This window comes from Aestuariivirga sp. (assembly GCF_044239095.1).
GTDB lineage: Bacteria > Pseudomonadota > Alphaproteobacteria > Rhizobiales > Aestuariivirgaceae > Aestuariivirga.
On the sequence record NZ_JBIICB010000054.1, the window covers coordinates 1 to 19,632 of the forward strand.

General features: G+C 65.4%; 15 protein-coding genes. 4 read left to right on the forward strand and 11 right to left on the reverse strand.

Annotation, left to right across the window (positions count from 1 at the left end; translation table 11 throughout):
• The 6 genes from ACILRA_RS07265 to ACILRA_RS07290 form a co-directional block, all read right to left on the reverse strand.
• A partial coding sequence (locus ACILRA_RS07265) for an ABC transporter ATP-binding protein (protein WP_395661433.1) occupies nt 1-610 on the reverse strand: 610 nt, incomplete at its 3' end.
• A gap of 27 nt (nt 611-637) precedes the next feature.
• Entirely contained in the window at nt 638-1,822 is a 1,185-nt protein-coding gene (locus tag ACILRA_RS07270) for a carbohydrate ABC transporter permease (protein WP_395661434.1), read from the reverse strand.
• The gene (locus tag ACILRA_RS07275; protein ID WP_395661435.1) at nt 1,819-2,970 is read right to left on the reverse strand and encodes a carbohydrate ABC transporter permease; all 1,152 of its coding nucleotides are present in this window, start codon (nt 2,968-2,970) and stop codon (nt 1,819-1,821) included. The genes ACILRA_RS07270 and ACILRA_RS07275 overlap by 4 nt, the downstream gene beginning before the upstream one ends.
• Before the next feature lie 9 nt (nt 2,971-2,979).
• Nucleotides 2,980-4,455, reverse strand: a complete 1,476-nt coding sequence (locus tag ACILRA_RS07280; RefSeq protein WP_395661436.1) for an ABC transporter substrate-binding protein — start codon at nt 4,453-4,455, stop codon at nt 2,980-2,982.
• Nucleotides 4,456-4,589: 134 nt separating this feature from the next.
• Entirely contained in the window at nt 4,590-5,597 is a 1,008-nt protein-coding gene (locus ACILRA_RS07285) for a LacI family DNA-binding transcriptional regulator (protein ID WP_395661437.1), read from the reverse strand.
• A 40-nt stretch (nt 5,598-5,637) separates the two neighbouring features.
• Nucleotides 5,638-6,513 (reverse strand): phytanoyl-CoA dioxygenase family protein, encoded by an 876-nt coding sequence (locus ACILRA_RS07290; protein ID WP_395661438.1) that lies wholly within the window; start codon nt 6,511-6,513, stop codon nt 5,638-5,640.
• Nucleotides 6,514-6,969: 456 nt separating this feature from the next.
• Between ACILRA_RS07290 and ACILRA_RS07295 the strand changes: the two genes are divergently transcribed.
• Nucleotides 6,970-8,571 carry a GMC family oxidoreductase gene (locus ACILRA_RS07295; RefSeq protein ID WP_395661439.1) on the forward strand — a complete coding sequence of 534 codons (1,602 nt, stop codon included), beginning with the start codon at nt 6,970-6,972 and terminating at the stop codon, nt 8,569-8,571.
• A gap of 10 nt (nt 8,572-8,581) precedes the next feature.
• Here the strand turns inward: ACILRA_RS07295 and ACILRA_RS07300 are convergent, their stop codons facing one another.
• Together ACILRA_RS07300 and ACILRA_RS07305 are read right to left on the reverse strand one after the other, a co-directional pair.
• Nucleotides 8,582-9,019 carry a nuclear transport factor 2 family protein gene (locus tag ACILRA_RS07300; RefSeq protein WP_395661440.1) on the reverse strand — a complete coding sequence of 146 codons (438 nt, stop codon included), beginning with the start codon at nt 9,017-9,019 and terminating at the stop codon, nt 8,582-8,584.
• A gap of 124 nt (nt 9,020-9,143) precedes the next feature.
• Nucleotides 9,144-10,016, reverse strand: a complete 873-nt coding sequence (locus tag ACILRA_RS07305; protein WP_395661441.1) for a LysR family transcriptional regulator — start codon at nt 10,014-10,016, stop codon at nt 9,144-9,146.
• Between the two features lie 105 nt (nt 10,017-10,121).
• Between ACILRA_RS07305 and ACILRA_RS07310 the strand changes: the two genes are divergently transcribed.
• Nucleotides 10,122-11,684 (forward strand): proton-conducting transporter membrane subunit, encoded by a 1,563-nt coding sequence (locus tag ACILRA_RS07310; protein ID WP_395661442.1) that lies wholly within the window; start codon nt 10,122-10,124, stop codon nt 11,682-11,684.
• A gap of 29 nt (nt 11,685-11,713) precedes the next feature.
• A complete protein-coding gene (locus ACILRA_RS07315; protein ID WP_395661443.1) occupies nt 11,714-14,092 on the forward strand; it encodes a YbcC family protein in 2,379 nt (792 codons plus the stop codon).
• A 28-nt stretch (nt 14,093-14,120) separates the two neighbouring features.
• Here ACILRA_RS07315 and ACILRA_RS07320 read toward each other — a convergent pair whose 3' ends face one another.
• Nucleotides 14,121-14,948 carry a universal stress protein gene (locus ACILRA_RS07320; protein ID WP_395661444.1) on the reverse strand — a complete coding sequence of 276 codons (828 nt, stop codon included), beginning with the start codon at nt 14,946-14,948 and terminating at the stop codon, nt 14,121-14,123.
• Between the two features lie 90 nt (nt 14,949-15,038).
• Nucleotides 15,039-15,926 carry a LysR substrate-binding domain-containing protein gene (locus ACILRA_RS07325; RefSeq protein WP_395661445.1) on the reverse strand — a complete coding sequence of 296 codons (888 nt, stop codon included), beginning with the start codon at nt 15,924-15,926 and terminating at the stop codon, nt 15,039-15,041.
• A 155-nt stretch (nt 15,927-16,081) separates the two neighbouring features.
• Between ACILRA_RS07325 and katG the strand changes: the two genes are divergently transcribed.
• Nucleotides 16,082-18,244: a catalase/peroxidase HPI gene (katG, locus tag ACILRA_RS07330; protein WP_395661446.1), complete on the forward strand. Its 2,163-nt coding sequence runs from the start codon at nt 16,082-16,084 to the stop codon at nt 18,242-18,244.
• A 37-nt stretch (nt 18,245-18,281) separates the two neighbouring features.
• Here katG and ACILRA_RS07335 read toward each other — a convergent pair.
• Nucleotides 18,282-19,632 (reverse strand): MATE family efflux transporter (locus tag ACILRA_RS07335; RefSeq protein WP_395661447.1); only part of this gene is annotated, 1,351 nt, incomplete at its 5' end.

Genomic DNA, 19,632 nt, shown 5'->3' on the forward strand with positions numbered 1-19,632 from the left:
TCATGGCCTCGATCTGATCATGCGTCACATAGATCGTCGTGGTGCCGAGCGTTGACTGCATGTGCTTCAGTTCCGCGCGCATGTGGCCGCGGAGCTTGGCATCGAGGTTGGAGAGCGGCTCGTCCATCAGGAACACGGAAGGACGGCGCACCATGGCGCGGGCAAGCGCCACGCGCTGGCGCTGGCCGCCCGAGAGCTGGCGCGGATAACGGTCGAGCAGCTGGTCGATCTGCACCTGGGCGGCAGCCTCGCGGATGGCGGACTCCTGCTGGTCCTTCGGAACTTTTCGCACTTTCAGCGGGAAGCCGATGTTCTCAGCCACCGTCTTGTGCGGGTAGAGCGCATAGGACTGGAACACCATGGAGACGTCACGGTACTTCGGCAGCACGTCGGTGACGTCGCGGTCGCCGATCAGGATGTTGCCGGAGGACGCGGTCTCGAGGCCGGAGAGAATGCGCAGCGCCGTCGTCTTGCCGGAACCCGAAGCGCCAAGCAGCACGAGGAACTCGCCGGGTGCGACGTCAAGGGAGAGCTCCTCCAGAACCCGCACGGGTCCGAAGGACTTCGCAATCTTGTTGAATGTGACCGGCACGCCCGCAGTCGTCGCCATTGCCCTAACCCCTGACTCGCAAGAAACTTATCCTTTGACCGCCCCCATCAGCACGCCCTTGTTGATGAAGCGCTGCAGGAGGATGGCCATGAAGATGACCGGAATGATCATCACGACGATGATTGCGCACATCTCCCACCACAATATGCCCTTTTCGCCCGCGTTCTTGGCGGCCACCATGATCGGCATGGTCTGGGACTTGGAGGTGGAGAGGAAGACGGCGAAGAGATATTCGTTCCAGTTGAGGATCAGCGTCAGCAGCGTCGTCGCGGCAAGGCCGGGGCGCGTCAGCGGCAGCACGATCTCCCAGAAGATGCCGAAGCGGCTGCAGCCGTCGAGCTGGGCGGATTCCTCCAACTCGATCGGCAGGCTGGCGAAGAAGTCATGCATCAACCAGACGACGATTGGCAGGTTCGCCACCGCATAGACAATGATCAGCGCCAGATGCGTGTCGAGCAGGCCCACCGCCTGGAACATCATGTAGATCGGGATGATGACGACGATGGGCGGCAGGATGCGCTGCGAGATGATCCAGAACAGGATGTCGCCATTGCCCACCGTGCCCCTGAAGTGCTTGCCGAAGGCGCGCGCCAGCAGGAAGAACAGGGCGAGTGCGACGGCAGAGCTCACATACCAGGGGATGCCAGCATAGCTCGTCGCCACGATCACGCAGAGGGTGAGCAGAACGAACATCACGATGTTGCCGAACTTGGGGCGGTACTGCACCCGGGCCAGCGCATAGGCCGCCATCGAGCCGATCGAGACGCAAAGTGCGGTCGCCGCGATGCCGATCACCAGCGAATTGGTGAAGGCCAGATAGGTCTTGCAGATCGCAGGCTCCATCGGCGCGATGTCGACGACGGGCGACACGATGAAGGCGAAGAGGTTGTGAACGAGCAGGAAGAGCTGCCGCCCGATGGAGCCGAGATCGCAGTTCGGATCCTGCGTGAAGTGCACCCGCCAGGCATCGAGATTGGGCTGGAAGTCCACGAAGGGAATGTAATAGGGGCCCTGGTTGACGGCGGCTGCGTCCTTGAAGGCCGTAATCACCACCCAGTAGATCGGGAAGATGACAAAGATCGACCAGAAGATCAGCAGGCTGTAAGCGACCACCTTGGCAACGGGCGACATGCGGCCAACCGCCGGCGGCTCGAACAGCCGCTCCATCAGGCTCTGCTTGGACTTCTCGAACTTGAAGGAGGACGTGCTCATTTCGCCTTCCGCAATTGGCCGAGAACCACATAGTTGAAGAAGGACGAGCACACGACCACGGTGAGGATTAGCAGCAGATAGGCCACCGCCGCGGAGGAGCCCATGTCATTCGCGCGCCACAGGAAGTAGGAGTGGAGCGTCATTGACTCGGTGGCGATGCCGGGCCCGCCGGAGGTCATGATGTTCGGCAGGTCGACGATCTTGAAGGCCTCGATCATGCGGATGAGGATCACGGTCACGGCCACCGGCACGATCTGCGGCCAGGTGATCTCACGGAAGATCTGCACACTCGACGCGCCATCGACCTGTGCCGCCTCGACCTGATCGTTCGAGACGTTCTCGAGGGCCGCCAGCATCACGATGAAGATGAAGGGGATCCACTGCCAGGAATCGCCTAGGATCACAAACCAGCGCGCCGCCCAGGCATCCGTCGACCAGGCCCAGTTCTGGAGGCCGATACCGTCCCACAGCGGCTGCAGCGGGCCCTTGGTGATGTCGAGCACCATCTTGAAGGCATAGCCGACGCCCAGCGGCGTGATCATCAGCGGGATGAAGAACAGCACGCGGAAGAAATTCTTGCCCGAGATCGGCTGCGAGCACAGGAAGGCGAGGCCGGTGCCGATGATGAATTGCACGGTGCAGCCGACGACGACATAGAACAGAGTCGTCATCAGCGTGCCCCAGGGATTGCCCGAAAGCAGCGTGGCGCCCAGCAGGAAGCCGACGAAGATGAACATGGCGGCGGAAATGAGCCTGCCGATCATGCCGATCCAGCTGGTCTTGCCCCAGGAGCGGATCAGCCACCAGACGGCCAGCGCCACAACGGCGGCAGTGAAGATCCAGCCCAGCACGCTGACGTTGACCAGCTTGCCGAGGAAATGCGCCTGCTCGTTGCCGGAGAACTGGGCAAGGAAATTGTCGAACCACACGAAGCGGAAGCGCAGGCCGGTGGCGGTGAACTTCACCCGGCTGAGCGCAAAGACGATGGAATAGAAAGTCGGGAAGATCGCGAAGATCAGAATCAGGATCACGGCAGGTGCAATAAAGAAGGTGCGCGAGTGATGGTCCACCCATTCGCCCCAGCTCCGGGCCCTGAAAAGTCCAGCCGGGGAATCCCCCGGCTGGTATGTCGTTGCGGACGAGGTCATCGCCTGATCTTAGAGGCCAAGCGCCAGGGCCTGGGCCTTGATCTGCTCATCGCGGCCGAAGTCCTCGGTGATCTTCTCCCAGCCCTCTTCGATGTTCTTGAGAGCTTCGTCGACCGTGATTTCGCCGGCGAGATAACGGGCGAGCTCGGTGTCGAGCACGACGCCAGTGTACTGCTGGGCGCCGGGGATCTTCATGTCAGAGGCCATGTTGGGGTTGTTCAGCGCACCGTTGATCGCACCGAGATAGTTGTCGGCGAGTTCCTTCGGCATGCCGGCCTTCACCCACAGGTCGGTGGAGGAGAGCTGCGACAGACGATAGGGGTTGTAGCCCGTGGAGCCGATGGTGACGTCCACGTTCGACTGCGCTGCCTGGTTCATGTAGGACAGGAAGGCATAGGCTGCGGCCTTCTTCTTCTCGTCCGCCTTGGCGTTGATGGCGCCGGCCCAGCCGCCGAAGGCAGCAAACGGCGCGTAGTTGACACCGTCAACGGAGTTCGGCGCATTTTCCTTGGTCACGGGAACGAGCTTGCCCGTGGCGCGGTCAAGCACTTCCGTGGAGCCGACGGCGGACACGGCGTAGATCAGGCCCTTGACCTTCTCTGCGTCAGCGTCTAGCTGCAGCGTGCCCGGATCACCCCACTCGATGAGCAGGCCGCAACGGCCAGCCTTGAACACGGCGCGCGTGTCGCCGATGTCCATGTTGAGCTCTTCCGGCGGACCGTACTTGCCGGTTTCCTTGTAGAGCTCGAAAGCCTTCTTCCAGGCTTCGTTGTTGATGATCGGCTTCATCGTGGCGTTGTCGAAGTGGAAGCCCTGCGCCGTGCCGCTGGTCTGCACGAAGGCCGCAGCGATCGTCTGGATCGCGAAGTAGGACTGCGCGTTGCGCTTCTTGAAGATGCAGGAGCCGTAATCGGCCTCGCCGTCACCGTTCATGTCCTGGCCATGGATCTTGGACGCGATGTCCACATAGTCCTGCCAGGTCTTGGGCGCTGCCAGGCCGGCCTTCTCGAGCACGTCCTTGCGGTAATAGACCATCTGGAAGTCGCCATCGACCATCAGCATCTTGGTCTTGCCGCCGATCTTCTGGCCGAAATCGCGGAAGTAGGGCGCGATGTCGTCCATGTTGATCTTGGCATCATTGGCGATGTACGGGTCCATGTCTTCGAGCAGGCCCGCTGCATCCAGTTCCACGCCCCAGCCGGCGGCGAAGACGCCGACGTCGATGGAGTTGGTGCCCGTCGTCCAGTCATTCTGGATCTTCGGGAAGATTTCGGCGAAGGGAACCTCGTTCACCACGATCTTGGCGCCGGTTTCCTTCTCGAACACTGCGCCACGCTCCTTGAGCGGGCCAGCGATCACCGGACCCGGACGGGTCAGGATGTTGACGGTCACACCGTCGAACTCACCGGCGCTTGCCGTGGCGGCGAGGCCTGTGAGGCCAACGGCCATCGTCGCAGCCATTGCGGCTGCCTTCATAAGTTTCATCAGATTGTCCTCCCTTGGAACTGTCTTGACGCAACCGGTTCAGACCGGCTTGCCGCGCACTCTACCCAAGATTCGACACCTTGCAAGCCCGTCTGAAGGGCTCACGGTTGCCGGACAAATCTATTGCACCGCATTCAACGCTCGCAGGCGCGGCAGGACTCGCGGATGAGCAGGCGCGGTGCGAAGACTTGCCGCAAGGGCGGGCCATCCGCGCCGGACAGCCGCGCGGTGAGCGCTTCGAAAGCCGCTTGCGCCATGGCGGCGATGGGCTGTTCCACCACGGTCAGCGCCGGGCGGAAGGCGGCAGCCCACGGGAAATCATCGATGCCGGCGACGGAGACGTCCTGCGGCACGCGCAGCCCCAGATCGCCCAGCGCCCGCATGACGCCGATCAGCATCAGGTTGTTGGCAACGAACAGGGCGGTTGGCGGCCGCGGCAACGCAAACAGCCTTCGGCAGGCGGCATAGCCATCCTCCATGCGGAAATTGCCGCTTTCCTCCAGCGCTGGTTCTGCGGCGATGCCGCGGCGCCTGAGGGCGGCACGATAACCCGCAAGCCGCTCCTGCGCCACATGCTGGCGGGGCACGCCGCCAATCACGCCGATGCGGCGGTGACCGAGATCGAGCAGATGATCAGCCGCAAGCGCAGCGGCCTTGCGGTTGTCGAGGGCGATCGCATCGACGCCGAGCGCCGGGAAGGCATTGTCGACCGCCACCAGCTTCATGCGCCCAACTGCGAACTCAGCTTCCCGGTAATCCGCCTTGCCCCCGGCCGGGCCCAATATGGCGCCTGCCGCCTGGTGCGAACGCATCAGCCGCAGCAGTTCTGCCTCGCGCGCCACGTCATGCCCGCTGATGCCCAACAGCACGGAATAGCCCTGCTGGCGCGCATGGGTCTCGATGCAGTCCACGAATTCCGTGAAGAACGGGTTGGTGACGTCGGAGACGATGAGGCCGATCAGTGAGGAGGTTCCCTGCCGTAAGTCCCGGGCCACCGAGTTGCGCTCATAGCCAAGCGCCTTCACTGCCTTGTTCACCCGTGCACGCAGCGCCGGGCTCACGGGTGCTGAACCCGAGAGCGCCGCCGACACGGTGTAAATGCTCACGCCTGCGGCGCGCGCCACGTCTTTCATCGTCGCCATGGAGTGTCCCACTCACGGCGGCGGTTGAGGGCGTTTGCCGTCAGTTCCACCAGCCCTTGTGATCTTTCTTCGGCTGGCGCAACACGCCGTCACCCGCCTGGGGCGGCTCGATCTCGAGCAGGTAGCGCTTCACCGGGCTCATACGGTTGTAGAGTTCGGGGGTCAGGTAATCGAGCTGGAGCAGTTGCTGCGGCAGGTCGCGGCGCGTGTAGGTCAGGTGCAGCATGCGGCGCGGCTTGTCGGATGTCTTGAGCGTACCGCTGTGCCACATCGATGAATTGCAGATGATGGCGGAGCCCGCCGGCGCCTCGACCAGCATTTCGCCCGGATAGGGCGCCGAAAGGTCAGCCGGCACGCGGGCCTGGTCCTCCGCCGAGAGCGGCTCTGGCTCCCAGTCGCCGATGTTCACATAAGGAACATTGATCGGCGCCCAGCGGTGCGAACCTGGCACAATGCGCGTCGGGCCATTGTCGCGCGTCATGTCGTCGAACATGACCATGGAATTGACCACCCACCAATCGTCAGCGAATCTCTTCGGCACGTCGACATGCATGTCCTGCTGGCCATAACCCTTCACGGGATCGCGCAGATTGGCGCCATGCACCTTGATCTCGCCCAGCGCATGGGCAGACACCGCCAGCACTTCGGGGATCCACAGGCACTTGTCGAAGGCATCGGTCTTGTTGAATATGTTGGAAAGACGCCTGGCGCCGGGCTCCACATGCACCTCGTGCCCGCCCTGCCCCTGTTCGGCGGCGTGGATGCGCTCGAAAGCCTCGCGCATCTTCGCGCAGTCATCCGGCGACAGCACGTTCTCGACGATGATGAACCCCTTCTCGTCGAATTCTTGAAGTTGCTTGGCGCTCAGTGTGCCGGGTCCAACACCCAATTCCCGCAGGGCTTGCTTGGTGTACATTGCTTATCCTCCCAGATCTTGCTGCTCACCACCTGACAAAGGTCTAGCTAATCGTTTAGGAGCGCGCAAGGTCTCACCGCGCGCCAGCCAGCCCCCTGCCCAGCTGCCGCTGGATGGCGGCTGCCAGAAACAGTGCGGGCATCGGAAGCACCCACCTTGGCCTAACTCTTTTTCTATTCCTCTCCCCCGGAGGGGGAGAGGGAAGGGTGAGGGGGTGCATCCACGAGTCACGATGGTTGGCTTGGATTCAGAACAAAAAGTACTGTTGTTCAAGAATCTCACAAGCGGACAGACCCCCTCACCCTGCCCTCTCCCCCGGAGGGGGAGAGGAATGATATGCGGACTTACTTCGCGGACTCACACATCATCCCGCCGTCCCAGATTGGCCTTCCCCCCACTCCCGGACTTGCTATTGTGGCAGCAATAACAAGCAGACACGGGGAGACACCAGGCACCATGCCGAATTATGATTTCATCATCACGGGCGGCGGCTCGGCGGGTTGTGTGCTGGCCTCGCGATTGACCGAGGATCCGGAGGTGCGCGTGCTGCTGCTTGAGGCGGGCGGCAGTTCGGATGGTTATCTTTTCCAGATTCCCGCGGGCTTCGCCAAGATGACGAAGGGTGTGGCAAGCTGGGGCTGGTCCACCGTGCCGCAGCGCCACATGAATGGCCGCGTGCTGTGGTATACGCAAGCCAAGGTGCTGGGCGGCGGCTCTGCCATCAATGCGCAGATCTATACGCGCGGCAACGCCGATGACTATGACGCGTGGGAGCGTGACTGGGGCTGCCACGGCTGGAACTTCCGCACCCTTGTTCCCTATTTCCGTAAGGCAGAAGGCAACCAGCGCTTCGTCAACGAGTTCCATGGTGCTGACGGGCCCCTGGGCGTGTCGATGCCGATCGCACCGCTTCCTGTGGCCGATGCCTTCATCAAGGCCGCCCAGCAATATGGCATTCCCTATAATCCGGATTTCAATGGCGCGAAGCAGGAAGGTGCCGGCTTCTATCAGTTGACACAGCGCGATGGCCGCCGCTCCTCTGCCGCCTCGGCCTTCCTGAAGCCCGCCATGGGCCGCAAGAACCTCGAGGTGCGCATGGGCGTCCAGGTCTCGCGCGTGGTGGTCGAGAAGGGCCGCGCGATCGGCGTCGAGATCCTCTCCGGCAACACCCGCGAGATCCTGCGGGCGGAGCGCGAGGTGATCGTCACCTCGGGCGCCATCGGCTCGCCCAAGCTGCTGCTGCAATCGGGCATCGGCCCCGCGGATGAGTTGAAGGCAGTGGGCGTGACACCCGTTCACGATCTGCCCGGCGTGGGCAAGAACCTGCATGACCATCTCGATCTCTTCGTGATCTCGGAGTGTTCGGGCCCCCACAGCTATGACGCCTATGCCAAGCCGCACCTCGCGGCGTGGGCGGGGCTCCAGTATTTCATGTTCAAGCGCGGGCCAGCAGCCTCGAGCCTGTTCGAGACCGGCGCCTTCTGGTACTCCGACAAGACCGCAGCGCTCCCCGACATCCAGCTTCACTTCGGCCTCGGCTCCGGCATCGAGGCGGGTGTCGCCAAGCTGCCCAATGGCGGCGTCACGCTGAACGCTGCCTACATGCGCCCAAAGTCACGCGGCAGCGTGAAGCTCAGTAGCGCCAACCCGCAGGACGCGCCGTTGATTGACCCCAACTATTGGGCGGAGCCGGAAGACCTGAAGCGCGGCATCATGGGCGTGCGCCTTGCGCGCGACATCATGCGCCAGCCGGCCTTCCAGCCCTTCATCGCGGGCGAGCGCGTGCCGGGCCCCGATCTCACCACGGATGAGGAGATCTTCCAGCACCTGTGCCTGAACGCCAAGACGCAGCATCACCCCGTCGGCGCCTGCAAGATGGGAACGGACGAGATGGCCGTCGTCTCGCCGGACCTCAGGGTGCGGGGGCTCGACGGCCTGCGCGTCTGCGACTCCTCCATCATGCCGCAGATCAACTCATCCAACACCAATGCGCCCACCATCATGATCGGCGAACGGGCGTCCGACATCATCAAGGGCAACCGGGTCAGTCCATCGTGACCCCGATGGGTCAGCCGATCTGCGCGAAATTGGCGTGCGCCACGATCAGCCATCCCGGGCCGCCGCGGCGGAACACCGAAAGCCTGGGCGCCATGACCTGTGCAGGCTTGCCGTTGATCGTCTGCTCGAGCCGCAGGATGTAGCGGGCGGCGATAATGTCGCCATTGCTGCTGAAGGCGATGTCGCTGACTTGAGGCTTGCTCGACTGCTTCGGCAGGTTGGTGAGATAACTCACCCGGTCATGCCCGCTGCCGTCGGACCGCTGGAGCTGGAATTCCGGCGCGAGGACCGCTTCGACGGTCGCCGGATCGCCTGAATGCACTGCGTCGAGCCACGTCATGATGGCAGCGAGCGCATCGCCCTCGCCCATGGCCGGTGAGGCGGTAGCGGCCAGGCTGACGCCCGCCACTCCCGCCAGGAGCCCGAGGGCCAAGTCGCGCTTGTTCATGTCATAACCTCTTTTGTGAAATTCGAGACACTACTTATATCGGCTTTCCCTCAGCGATCAAACCAAGGGTTCCGGAGCATGATCCTGCTGCAGGAACGTCTCGATGCCTGGGCTACCGCGGATATCAGAGCGAAGGCTGGCGCGGCTGCAACAACTCCGCGATGAGGGGATTGGGAAAGCGGCGCTCACGGGTGACGGCGAGGAAGTGCTCGCTGATGCCGTCGAGCTGGGCCACTTCCACCAGCTTGCCGGAGGTGAGCTCGTCGCGCACCACGATCGGCGGAATGACGGCAAGGCCAATGTCCTCGCGCGCGAGCAGGCGCAGCATGGCCATGTCGTCGGCCTCGGCGGCAATCAACGGGGCAAGCCCCAGCCTCGCCATCAGCGCGTCGAAGGCAGAGCGAAGTGCTGTGTCCTTCGCCGGCAGAACCAGGCTCTCACGGCGCAGCAGCTCCTCGAGCGTGGCGTGACCGGCGCGGGCGGGCGTCCCGATGAGGCTGACCGGCTGCTCGCCGATCTGGTGGACGTGGCGGGGATGGTCGCCGTCACGCGGCGGCGCCAGGTTGGTCAGCACCACGTCGAGCGCCAGAGCGTCGAGCTCGCGCAGAAGTTCGGCCTGGCTGCCCGAGCGCAGCATGACCTCGACATCCCGGCGCCCGACCAGCGGGCGCAGGAACGCGATCTGGAAGTTCCGTGAAAGAGTGGCGAGCGCCCCCACCCTGAGGGCGCGCCGGGCGCGGCCCGTCTCCTTCATCACCGCCGCCAGGTCATCCGCCGTGCGGAAGATGGCGTCGGCATGGTCGAGCGCAATGCGCCCCGCCTCGGTCAGGACAAGGCCCCTTCCGCGCCGCTCGAACAGGTCCTGACCCAGGGACGCCTCGAGCGTCTTGATCTGGGTGGACAGCGCCGATTGCGAGAGGTTGAGCCGCCGCGCAGCGCCTGTGAGCGAGCCCTCGGCCGCGACGGCCCGGAACAGGCGAAGATGATGCAAGTTCATGATCGTTCTATAATACAGAACGAGATATCACAAAACATGTAATTCTATGAAAGGGAGAACGCGGCTATCTCACGGCTCCGTCCGCACCGGAAAGGATTTTCGCCGATGACCGCACTCGCCCCGCTCCCCGTGTTCGCCCCGCTGCTTCTGCTCGCGGTTGCGGCCCTGTCGCTGTTCGCCCCCGGGCGGCGCCCCGGCTCGCTGCCGCGCCTGGCGGAACTCGCAGCGCTCGGTGCGCTGGGCCTGGCCGCGGGCGGCCTGCTGCAGCTGGTCTGGGGTGGGCCCGTCACACTCGGGTTCGGCAGCGGTGCTGCACTCGTCGCGGTCCGGCTGGACGCGGTCAGCGCAAGCCTGGCGCTGCTCGTCAGCTGCGTCGGCTGGATCGTGGTGCGCTATTCGCGGACCTATCTCGACGGTGAGACGCGCGAGGGCCATTTCCATGGCCTGATGCTGGCCACGCTGGCCGCCGTGGTGATCCTGGTCCAGGCGGGAAGCCTCTTGGTCGTCGTCGTGTGTTTCCTGGCCGTGGGCCTCGCCCTGCGGCGGCTGCTGCTGTTCTACCCGGAGCGGGCGGAGGCGCAGCGGGCGGCGGCGAAGTTCTCCCTCGTCTGGGGTGCAGGCGACGTGGCCCTGATCCTCGCCTCTGCCCTCATCGCCTTCAGCCTGGGAACCGGAAGCATCGCCGCGCTCAATGCGGCCGCCGCCGGCGGGCTGCCCGCCGCAGCACAGCTGGGCGTGGCGCTGCTGGTCCTCGCCGCGGCGCTGAAGACCGCGGCCTTCCCCCTGCACGGCTGGCTCACCGAGGTGATGGAGGCCCCAACCCCCGTCTCCGCCCTGCTCCATGCCGGCATCATCAACTCCGGCGGGGTGCTGCTCATTGCGCTCAGCGGGCTGGTGCAGGCCTCCCCCGGCGCCATGGCGGCACTGGTGATGATCGGCGGCCTGACCGCGCTGTTCGGCGCCTCCGTCATGCTCACGCAGAGCGCGGTGAAGACGGCCCTCGCCTGGTCCACGATCGCACAGATGGGCTTCATGCTGCTGCAGTGCGGGCTTGGCCTCTGGACCCTGGCGCTGCTCCATATCGTGGCGCATTCGCTCTACAAGGCGCATGCCTTCCTGTCCTCCGGCGGCGCCGTGCGGCAGGTGGCGCTGGTCAGGCGGCCGGGGCCGGTGGCGGTGCCGGGCTTCGCCGCGGTTGCCAAGGCCTTCCTGCTGGCGCTGCTGCTGTTCGCCGCGGTGGCCGGAGCCTTCGCATGGCTGGCTGCGCCGAAGTCACCCCAGTCGCTGGCGCTTGGCGTCATCCTCATCCTCGGCGTCGCCTATCTGGTGGCCCAGGGCCTTGCCGATGCGGCCCCCCGCGCGCTGACGCTGCGCACGGCGGCAGCCTCCCTCACCGCCGCGGTGGCCTACTTCACGTTCCAGCTCATCGCCTCGATGGTGTGGGGCGAAAGCCTGCCGGAGCCGCCTGCGGCAGGCCCCCTCGAATGGGCACTGATCGTGCTGGCGCTCTTTTCCTTCGGCGTCGTCGCTGTCGCCCAGGCGCTGTTTCCGCTGTGGGCACATCACCCGGCGGCCGCGGGCCTGCGCGTGCACCTCGCCAACGGGCTCTATCTCAACACCGTCCTTGACCGGCTGACCGGCGGCTTCCGGCTCTCCCGGACTCCGTGACAACCTCGTCCTACTTTCTGGAGAACGCCATGTTCATGATCCATCCGCAGATCGCTCCCGCCAGGGTCTCGGGCCTCCTCAAGGCCGCGGAGACCGCAGCGCGCGCCATTCCGCCCGCCTTTCCCCTGACGGCCACCGTCGCGGTCAACCCCTTCATGGGTCAGGCGGGCGAGGATCTGGCCACCGCGTCAGCGCGCATGGCAAGGGTCGCCGGCATCCGCCTCACCAGCACCCGGAGCTTCTATGCGGGTAAGCTCGACGCGGGGCAGATGAGCGAGCAAGACCTCGCCGGAGCACTCGATTCCTCAACTTCCCCCCTGAAGCCCAAGAACGCCGCAGCACTGAAGGCGGAACTGGCCAGGGAGCGCGCCCCCGCGACGGCACTGCCGACGGTTGCCGGCCTCGCGGCCGCTGCTGACGGCAACGACTGGCCCTCCGTCATTGCGCGGAGCTTCGGCCTGTGGGCCGCGGGGCACTTCGACCGTGGCCAGGCGTTGTGGTCGCCAGCACCGGGGCACAGCACCTTCGCCGCATGGCGGGAATGGGCGGTGCATGACCTGACGCCCGAGATCGCGGGGCTCACAGGCTTCTGCTCGCATGTCGCGGCCGCACCCGACACGCCTGACCGCGCCATCCTGCGTGCGGCCGAGCGGCTGGGCCTCAGCGACGAGGCCGCCGAAACCGCCTTCCATCGCCTGCTCATCGACCTCGGCGGCTGGGCCCAGCACGCCCGCTGGCTGCTCTGGGAGGCCGAGTTACAGGGCGCCTCGGACCAGACGATCACCGACCTGCTGGCCATCCGGCTCATCTGGGAGGAGGCACTGTTCCAACACGTCCCCGCGGTGGGCGCGCAATGGACAAATGTCGTTGCGGCCCATGCGGAGCCGGTGGCGCCCTCGGCCGACGACGTTGCAGATCAGATCTTCCAGGATGCGCTTGAGCGCGCGCACCAGCGCAGGCTCGGCCTGAGGCTCCAGGGCCCGGCTGCACAGCCCGGCCGGCCGTCGCTTCAGGCGGCCTTCTGCATCGACGTGCGTTCGGAAGTGTTCCGGCGTGCGCTCGAGGGGCTTGACCCCGGCATCAGCACCATCGGATTCGCTGGCTTCTTTGGCCTTCCCGTGGCGCATCGCCCGCATGGCACCGACATCTGCCAGGCCCACCTGCCCGTGCTGCTCACCCCGGCACTGACATCGACCGGCCACGCCAGTGCGCAGGCGGAAGCAGAAAGCCGCATCAAGGCGCGCAGCCTCCGGGCCTGGGGGCGGTTCCGCCAGGCCGCCGTCTCCTCCTTCGCCTTCGTCGAGGCGGCAGGGCCGGCCTATGCGGTGAAGCTCGTGAAGGATTCGCTCGGCCTCGGCCACGGCACATCCGCGCCGGAGCCTGCGCCGCGCATTGAGGGCGGGCTCACTGCCGAAGCCAAGGCCGCGACCGCCGCGGCGGTCCTGAACGCGATGAGCCTCACCACCGGCCATGCGCCGCTGGTGCTGCTGCTGGGCCACGGCGCGCATGTCACCAACAATCCGCATGAAAGCGCCTATCACTGCGGCGCCTGCGGCGGCCACACGGGCGAAGTATCGGCACGGTTGCTGGCGCAATTGCTGAATGATCCGGAAACGCGCGCCGGACTGAGGGACAAGGGGATCGCGCTGCCGGACGATACGGTATTCGTGGCCGGCCTCCACGACACCACCACGGACACCGTGACCCTCTACGAGGATGGGCTGGCCACGGGGCAGAGGGCGGGCCTGCCGCGCGCCAGGAACCTCCTCTCACAAGCGGGCGTCCTGGCACGGGCCGAACGCGCCCTGCGGCTGCCGGGCGCCTCAGCCCGGACAGTCGCCGCGCGGGCGTGGAACTGGGCCGAAGTCCGGCCCGAGTGGGGTCTTGCGGGCTGTGCTGCCTTCATCGCCGCCCCGCGCGAGGCAACCGCCGGTGCCGACCTCGGCGGACGCGCCTTCCTGCACAGCTATGACTGGAGTGCGGACAAGGGCTTCGGCACGCTCGAACTCATCCTGACCGCCCCTGTCGTGGTCGCCAGCTGGATCAGCCTTCAATACTACGCCTCCTCCGTCGCACCCGAGGTGTTCGGCGGGGGCAACAAGCTCATCCACAACGTCGTGGGCGGGGTTGGCGTTCTCCAGGGCAATGGCGGCATGCTCCGGGCCGGGCTTCCCTGGCAGGCGGTGCATGATGGCGAAGGCCTTGTGCACGAGCCTCTCCGCCTTTCCGTGCTCATCGAAGCCCCGCAGGAAGCGATCACCGCCGTGCTGATGCGCCACCCGCAGGTTCAGGCGCTCTTCGACAACGGCTGGCTGCACCTGTTCGCCCTCGAGAACGGGCGGATCAGCGCACGCTACCGCACGGGCGCCGCGTGGGATCAGGCCGCAGCCTTGCGCACCGCGGCCTGATCCGCAACCGGACAGGCGGCAAGCCGGGTCAGCGGCCGGTGAGGATCGGAACCGTCATGTTCTTCAGCATGTGGCGGGTGGCGCCTCCGAGAAGATACTCGGAGAACCACGAGCGGCCATAGGCGCCCATCACGATCATGCCGCAGCCCAGCTCGTTCGCCCGGTTCAGCAGGTGTTCGCCCACCTGCGCGGGGCTCTTGTCGATCTTCTCCTCCGCGACTTCGGCAACGTGTTGCCTGAGGTGACCGGCGATGGTGATGGGCGGGATCCGGCTTCCCGGCCTGAGCGGCATCCGAGTCTCGCCGGAACAGACCGTCACCTTCCTGGCGCGGGCGATGAACGGCATTGCGCCTTGCAAGGCGGATGCTGCCATCTGGCTGCCGTTCCACGCCACGAGCACATGCTCGGGGCAAGGCCGGGCCTTGCCGCCGCGCGGCACCAGCAGCACGGGCCGCCCGGCACTCAGCGCTGACTCCTCGGCGGCGTCGAAGCCAAGTTCATCGCTGTCCGGCTGCCGCTGCTCGACGATCGTCAGATCGTGGAGCCTGGCCGCCCAGGGCACGATCTCGCCCGCAGCACCTTCGGCCACGGCGAAGGTTCCCTCAATCCCGGCCGCCGCGCACTGGGCGAGGAATCTCTCCTCCAGCTTGCGCGCGGCTTCGGTATCGCTGGCTACCTGCTCTTCCAGGGCACGCGCCGGAAGGCGTGGCATGTTGCGCAGCATGACCACCTCGTGGAAGGTCACGAGACCCCTTAGCCTGGCGGAGAAATGCTTCGCGGTGCCGATCGCGTAGTCGATATGCGGTGACCAGTCTTCGTGCGATTTCAGATGAACGAGGATTTCACGGATGCTCACGGGTGTTCTCCTTGTTGCCTTTGCAGCTAACCCGGGGCTACCGCTCAGTAAACTGAACAAAAGTTAACCACCTTCCAGAGCGGCCGTGGATCAGGCGGCGGCATCCCTCAGGATGTCGATCAGGGTGGCGAAATGTTTGCCAAGCGGGTTCGTCCTGCGCCACACCAGGCCGATGGTTCGCACCGGCCGGGGCTCCGGCAGGCGGGCGACGGAGACGGCTGCGATGCGGGTCTCGACGGGGATCGCCATCTGCGGGATGAGCGTCACGCCGATGCCCGCTCCCACCATCTGCACCAGCGTCGAAAGCGAACTGCCCTCCATGAGATCGCGCGGGCTGGCGGACGGCATCTTGCAGAAGGAGAGCGCCTGGTCGCGGAAGCAATGCCCCTCCTCCAGCAGCAGCAGGCGCATTTCGAGGAGGTTCTCGGGCCGTGGAACCGGCTTTCCCGCATCGGCCAGCGGGCGGACCAGCACGAACTCCTCCGTGAACAGCGCATGCTCGACGAGCGAAGCCTCCGAGATGGGCAGTGCCACGATCGCCACATCGAGCCGGCCTTCGATGAGATCGCCCACCAGCTTCTGGGTCACCGCCTCGCGCAGCCGCAGATCGAGATCGGGGAAGCGCGCTGACAATCCTTCGATGACCTTTGGGAGAAGGTAAGGCGCCACTGTCGGGATAACGCCGATCCTCAGCCTGCCCGTCAGGTCTTCGCTCTGGCTCCGCGCGAGCGAGGCCAGCTCATCGAGACTGCGAAGGATGTCGCGCACGCGCAGAAGAAAGACCTCGCCCACGCCGGTGAGCCGCACCTGGCGGGCGCCGCGCTCAACCAGCGGGCTGCCGACGATCTCCTCGAGTTCCTTCATCTGGATGGAAAGTGCTGGCTGGGACACGCCGCAAGCCTCAGCCGCCCGGCCGAAATGGCCATGCTGGGCCAGCGCCTCGAAATACCGGAGATGACGGATTGTCAGGCCACTCATAGGATTAATTTATCGAGCCGATAAGAAAATGAAACTTCTCTTTATCCCTCTCTTGGACTATTGCAAGCCGGCACCGGATTAAGCTGCGGGGAACTAACGCGCGGCGGGCAGACAGCCGGGTGCAGCACGCAATCTTCGTTATCCCAGAGGGTGAGATGGACAAGGCTAATAAAGGCTCAGGCGGCAAGTGCCCGGTGATGCACGGCGCAAACACGGTGACCGAGAGCTCGGTCGCGGCATGGTGGCCGAAGTCGCTGAATCTCGACATCCTGCATCAGCATGACAGCAAGACCAACCCGCTCAAGGGCTTCAACTACCGCGAAGAGGTCAAGAAGCTCGACGTCAAGGCGCTGAAGACGGACCTTGCGAAGCTGATGACCGACAGCCAGGATTGGTGGCCGGCGGACTGGGGCCATTACGGCGGCCTGATGATCCGCATGGCGTGGCATTCTGCTGGATCCAACCGCATCACCGACGGGCGCGGTGGAGCCAGATCGGGCAGCATCCGCTTTGCCCCCCTCAACAGTTGGCCAGACAATGCAAATCTTGATAAGGCCGTTCGCCTCCTGTGGCCTCTCAAGAAAAAGTACGGCAACAAAGTAAGCTGGGCTGACCTAATAATTCTTGCAGGCAACGTGGCTTATGAAACGATGGGCCTCAAGACGTTTGGCTTTTCATTTGGCCGGGAAGACATGTGGCACCCAGAGAAAGACATCTACTGGGGCGCCGAACGGGAATGGCTCGCGCCGAGCGATACTCGCTATGGTGACATCAACAAGCCGGATACGATGGAAAATCCATTGGCTGCAGTGCAAATGGGCCTGATCTACGTCAATCCGCAGGGTGTGAATGGCCAGCCGAACCCGCTCATGACCGCCGCCCATGTGCGTGAGACCTTCGCCCGCATGGCGATGAACGACGAGGAGACGGTTGCCCTCACCGCGGGCGGCCACACCGTCGGCAAGACCCACGGCAACGGCAATGCCGAGAACCTCGGCCCCAGCCCCGAGGGTGCGGACATCGCCGAGCAGGGCCTCGGCTGGATGAACCACAAGACCCGCAGCATCGGCCGCGACACCGTCACCTCCGGCATCGAGGGCGCCTGGACCACCCACCCCACCAAGTGGGACAACGGCTATTTCGACATGCTGCTCGGCTATGAGTGGGAGCTCAAGAAGTCGTCCGCAGGGGCCTGGCAGTGGGAGCCGGTCAACATCCGCGAGGAAGACAAGCCCGTGGATGTGGAGGATCCGTCGATCCGCCTCAACCCGATCATGACGGATGCCGACATGGCCATGAAGATGGACCCGGCCTACCGCAAGATCTCCGAGCGCTTCCACAAGGATCCGGCCTATTTCTCGGATGTCTTCGCGCGCGCCTGGTTCAAGCTCACGCATCGCGACATGGGCCCCAGGGCCCGCTACATCGGCCCCGAGGTTCCCGCCGAGGAGCTGATCTGGCAGGACCCCATTCCGGCCGGCAAGACCTCCTACGACGTGGCCAAGGTGAAGGCGAAGATCGCCGCCACCGGCCTCTCCGTTGCCGGCCTCGTCGCCACCGCCTGGGACAGCGCCCGCACGTTCCGCCAGTCGGACCTGCGCGGCGGCGCCAATGGCGCACGCATCCGCCTCAGCCCCCAGAAGGACTGGGAAGGCAATGAGCCCGCCCGCCTCGCCCGCGTTCTGGCGAAGCTTGAGCCGATCGCCGCCGAGACCGGCGCTTCGGTTGCGGACGTGATCGTGCTGGCCGGCAACTATGGCGTCGAGCAGGCGGCAAAGGCCGCAGGCGTGGCCGTCGAGGTGCCGTTCATGCCCGGCCGCGGAGATGCCACGACCGAGCACACGGATGCTGCCTCCTTCGCGGTGCTGGAACCGCTGGCAGATGGCTTCCGCAACTGGCTCAAGAAGGACTATGCGGTGATGCCGGAAGAGTTGCTGCTCGACCGCGCACAGCTCATGGGACTGACGGCGCCTGAGATGACCGCCCTGATCGGCGGCATGCGCGTGATGGACACGAACCACGGCGGCGCCAAGCACGGCGTCTTCACCGACCGTCCGGGCGCATTGTCGACGGACTTCTTCGTCACCCTCACCGACATGGCCTACACATGGGTGCCGAAGGGCGGCAATCTCTATGAGATCGTCGAGCGCAAGTCGGGCAAGACGAAGTATGCCGCCACCCGCGTCGACCTCGTGTTCGGCTCGAACTCGGTGCTGCGCGCCTATGCCGAGGTCTATGCCCAGGACGACAGCAAGGAGAAGTTCGTTCACGACTTCGTCGCCGCCTGGACCAAGGTCATGAACGCCGACCGCTTCTGACGGTTACAATCCCCCGCCTGGCAAGCCCAGGCGGGGGCTATTCTTCAGGCAACGGCAAGGCCGTCATCCGCCAGAAGCGCACCGCCAGCGCCGTTCCTGCTCCCACCAGCGCCAGGATGAAGCCGGCCCAGATGCCGGCGGGGCCCATGCCCGCCCAATGCGCCAGAGCCCAGCCCAACGGCAGCGCCACGGGCCAATAGGCGATGGCCGAGACGGCAGCGGGCCACACCGTATCGGAAAGCCCCCGCAACGCACCCAGCATGGCGGATTGCACCGCGTCGCAGATCTGCATCGGCGCGAAGGCGAGGAAGATCGCCGCTGCCACCGCGACCACCTCCGCATCCTCGATCACCAGCCGCGCAATGGCCTCGCCCCTGAACGCCAGCAGCAGCGCCGCACCCGTGAGCCAGAGCATTGCCACCAGCACAGCGGCCAGCGCGATGGGGCGCAGCGCATCGGCATTGCCCGCGCCGCGCTCCTGCGCCACGCGGATGGCGACCGCGCCCGCCACGCCGAGCGGCAGCATGTAGAGCAGCCCGCCAATCGACTGCGCCACCTGGTTTGCTGCCAGGGCAACCGTGCCGAAGCCTCCGATCATCAGGGTCGCCACGCTGACCGAGGCGGTCTCCACCACATACATTGCGCCCAATGGTGCACCCTCGCGCAGGGTCAGGCCGATCTCCCGCCGATCCACCGGGCGGCGCAGGCGCAGCCGCCGCATCGACGGCGCGTAAAGCCACCAGAGGAACGCCGCGCCCAAGGCCAGCCCCTCGGCGAGAAAGGAGGCAACCCCCGCCCCTGTGAGGCCCAGCTGCGGAAACGGGCCGATCCCCCAGATCAGCACATAATTCAGCGGCACGTTGATCGCCACGGCCAGGAAGGCGAAGGCGGCGGCAAGCCAGGGCCGCTCCACCGCCTCAAAGGCGGACTTGAAGGCAGTCAGCACCGAAAAGGGGACGAGGAAGGCGCAGATGAAGAACCAGTATGCCGGCATTGCGGCGATCACCTCGTCCGGCTGGCCGAGAAGCGGCAGCAGCGGCCAGAGCGCCGCCATGACCAGCGCAGCGCCCACGCCGACCAGCAGTCCCAGCGCCAGGCCGGCGCGGAGGATCAGGGGTATGCGCCGCCCCTCGCCCGCGCCCCAGGCAGCGCCGATCCGTACCGACAGGGCCGAGATCAGGCCGTAAATCGCCGCAAAGAAGAGCATGGCCACGGCCCCCGTGAGCCCCACCGCCGCAACCGGCACCGGACCGAGCGGCGCAAGCATGACCGAATCCGTCACCCCGATCACGGTCGCGGCAGCAAGCCCCATCACGATGGGCGCCGCCAGCCCAACGATGCCGGGCACCTGCTGCCATATGGTTCGGAGCGTCAATTGTCCCGGCACT

Excerpts from the sequence above, each read along its gene's own strand:
- ACILRA_RS07285 (WP_395661437.1), bottom strand. The coding sequence starts at position 5,597 with ATGGCGACGATGAAAGACGTGGCGCGCGCCGCAGGCGTGAGCATTTAC.
- ACILRA_RS07305 (WP_395661441.1), bottom strand. The coding sequence starts at position 10,016 with ATGAACTTGCATCATCTTCGCCTGTTCCGGGCCGTCGCGGCCGAGGGC.
- ACILRA_RS07325 (WP_395661445.1), bottom strand. The coding sequence starts at position 15,926 with ATGAGTGGCCTGACAATCCGTCATCTCCGGTATTTCGAGGCGCTGGCC.
- ACILRA_RS07310 (WP_395661442.1), top strand. The coding sequence starts at position 10,122 with ATGACCGCACTCGCCCCGCTCCCCGTGTTCGCCCCGCTGCTTCTGCTC.
- ACILRA_RS07280 (WP_395661436.1), bottom strand. The coding sequence starts at position 4,455 with ATGAAACTTATGAAGGCAGCCGCAATGGCTGCGACGATGGCCGTTGGC.
- ACILRA_RS07315 (WP_395661443.1), top strand. The coding sequence starts at position 11,714 with ATGTTCATGATCCATCCGCAGATCGCTCCCGCCAGGGTCTCGGGCCTC.
- katG (WP_395661446.1), top strand. The coding sequence starts at position 16,082 with ATGGACAAGGCTAATAAAGGCTCAGGCGGCAAGTGCCCGGTGATGCAC.
- ACILRA_RS07300 (WP_395661440.1), bottom strand. The coding sequence starts at position 9,019 with ATGAACAAGCGCGACTTGGCCCTCGGGCTCCTGGCGGGAGTGGCGGGC.
- ACILRA_RS07295 (WP_395661439.1), top strand. The coding sequence starts at position 6,970 with ATGCCGAATTATGATTTCATCATCACGGGCGGCGGCTCGGCGGGTTGT.
- ACILRA_RS07290 (WP_395661438.1), bottom strand. The coding sequence starts at position 6,513 with ATGTACACCAAGCAAGCCCTGCGGGAATTGGGTGTTGGACCCGGCACA.
- ACILRA_RS07275 (WP_395661435.1), bottom strand. The coding sequence starts at position 2,970 with ATGACCTCGTCCGCAACGACATACCAGCCGGGGGATTCCCCGGCTGGA.
- ACILRA_RS07270 (WP_395661434.1), bottom strand. The coding sequence starts at position 1,822 with ATGAGCACGTCCTCCTTCAAGTTCGAGAAGTCCAAGCAGAGCCTGATG.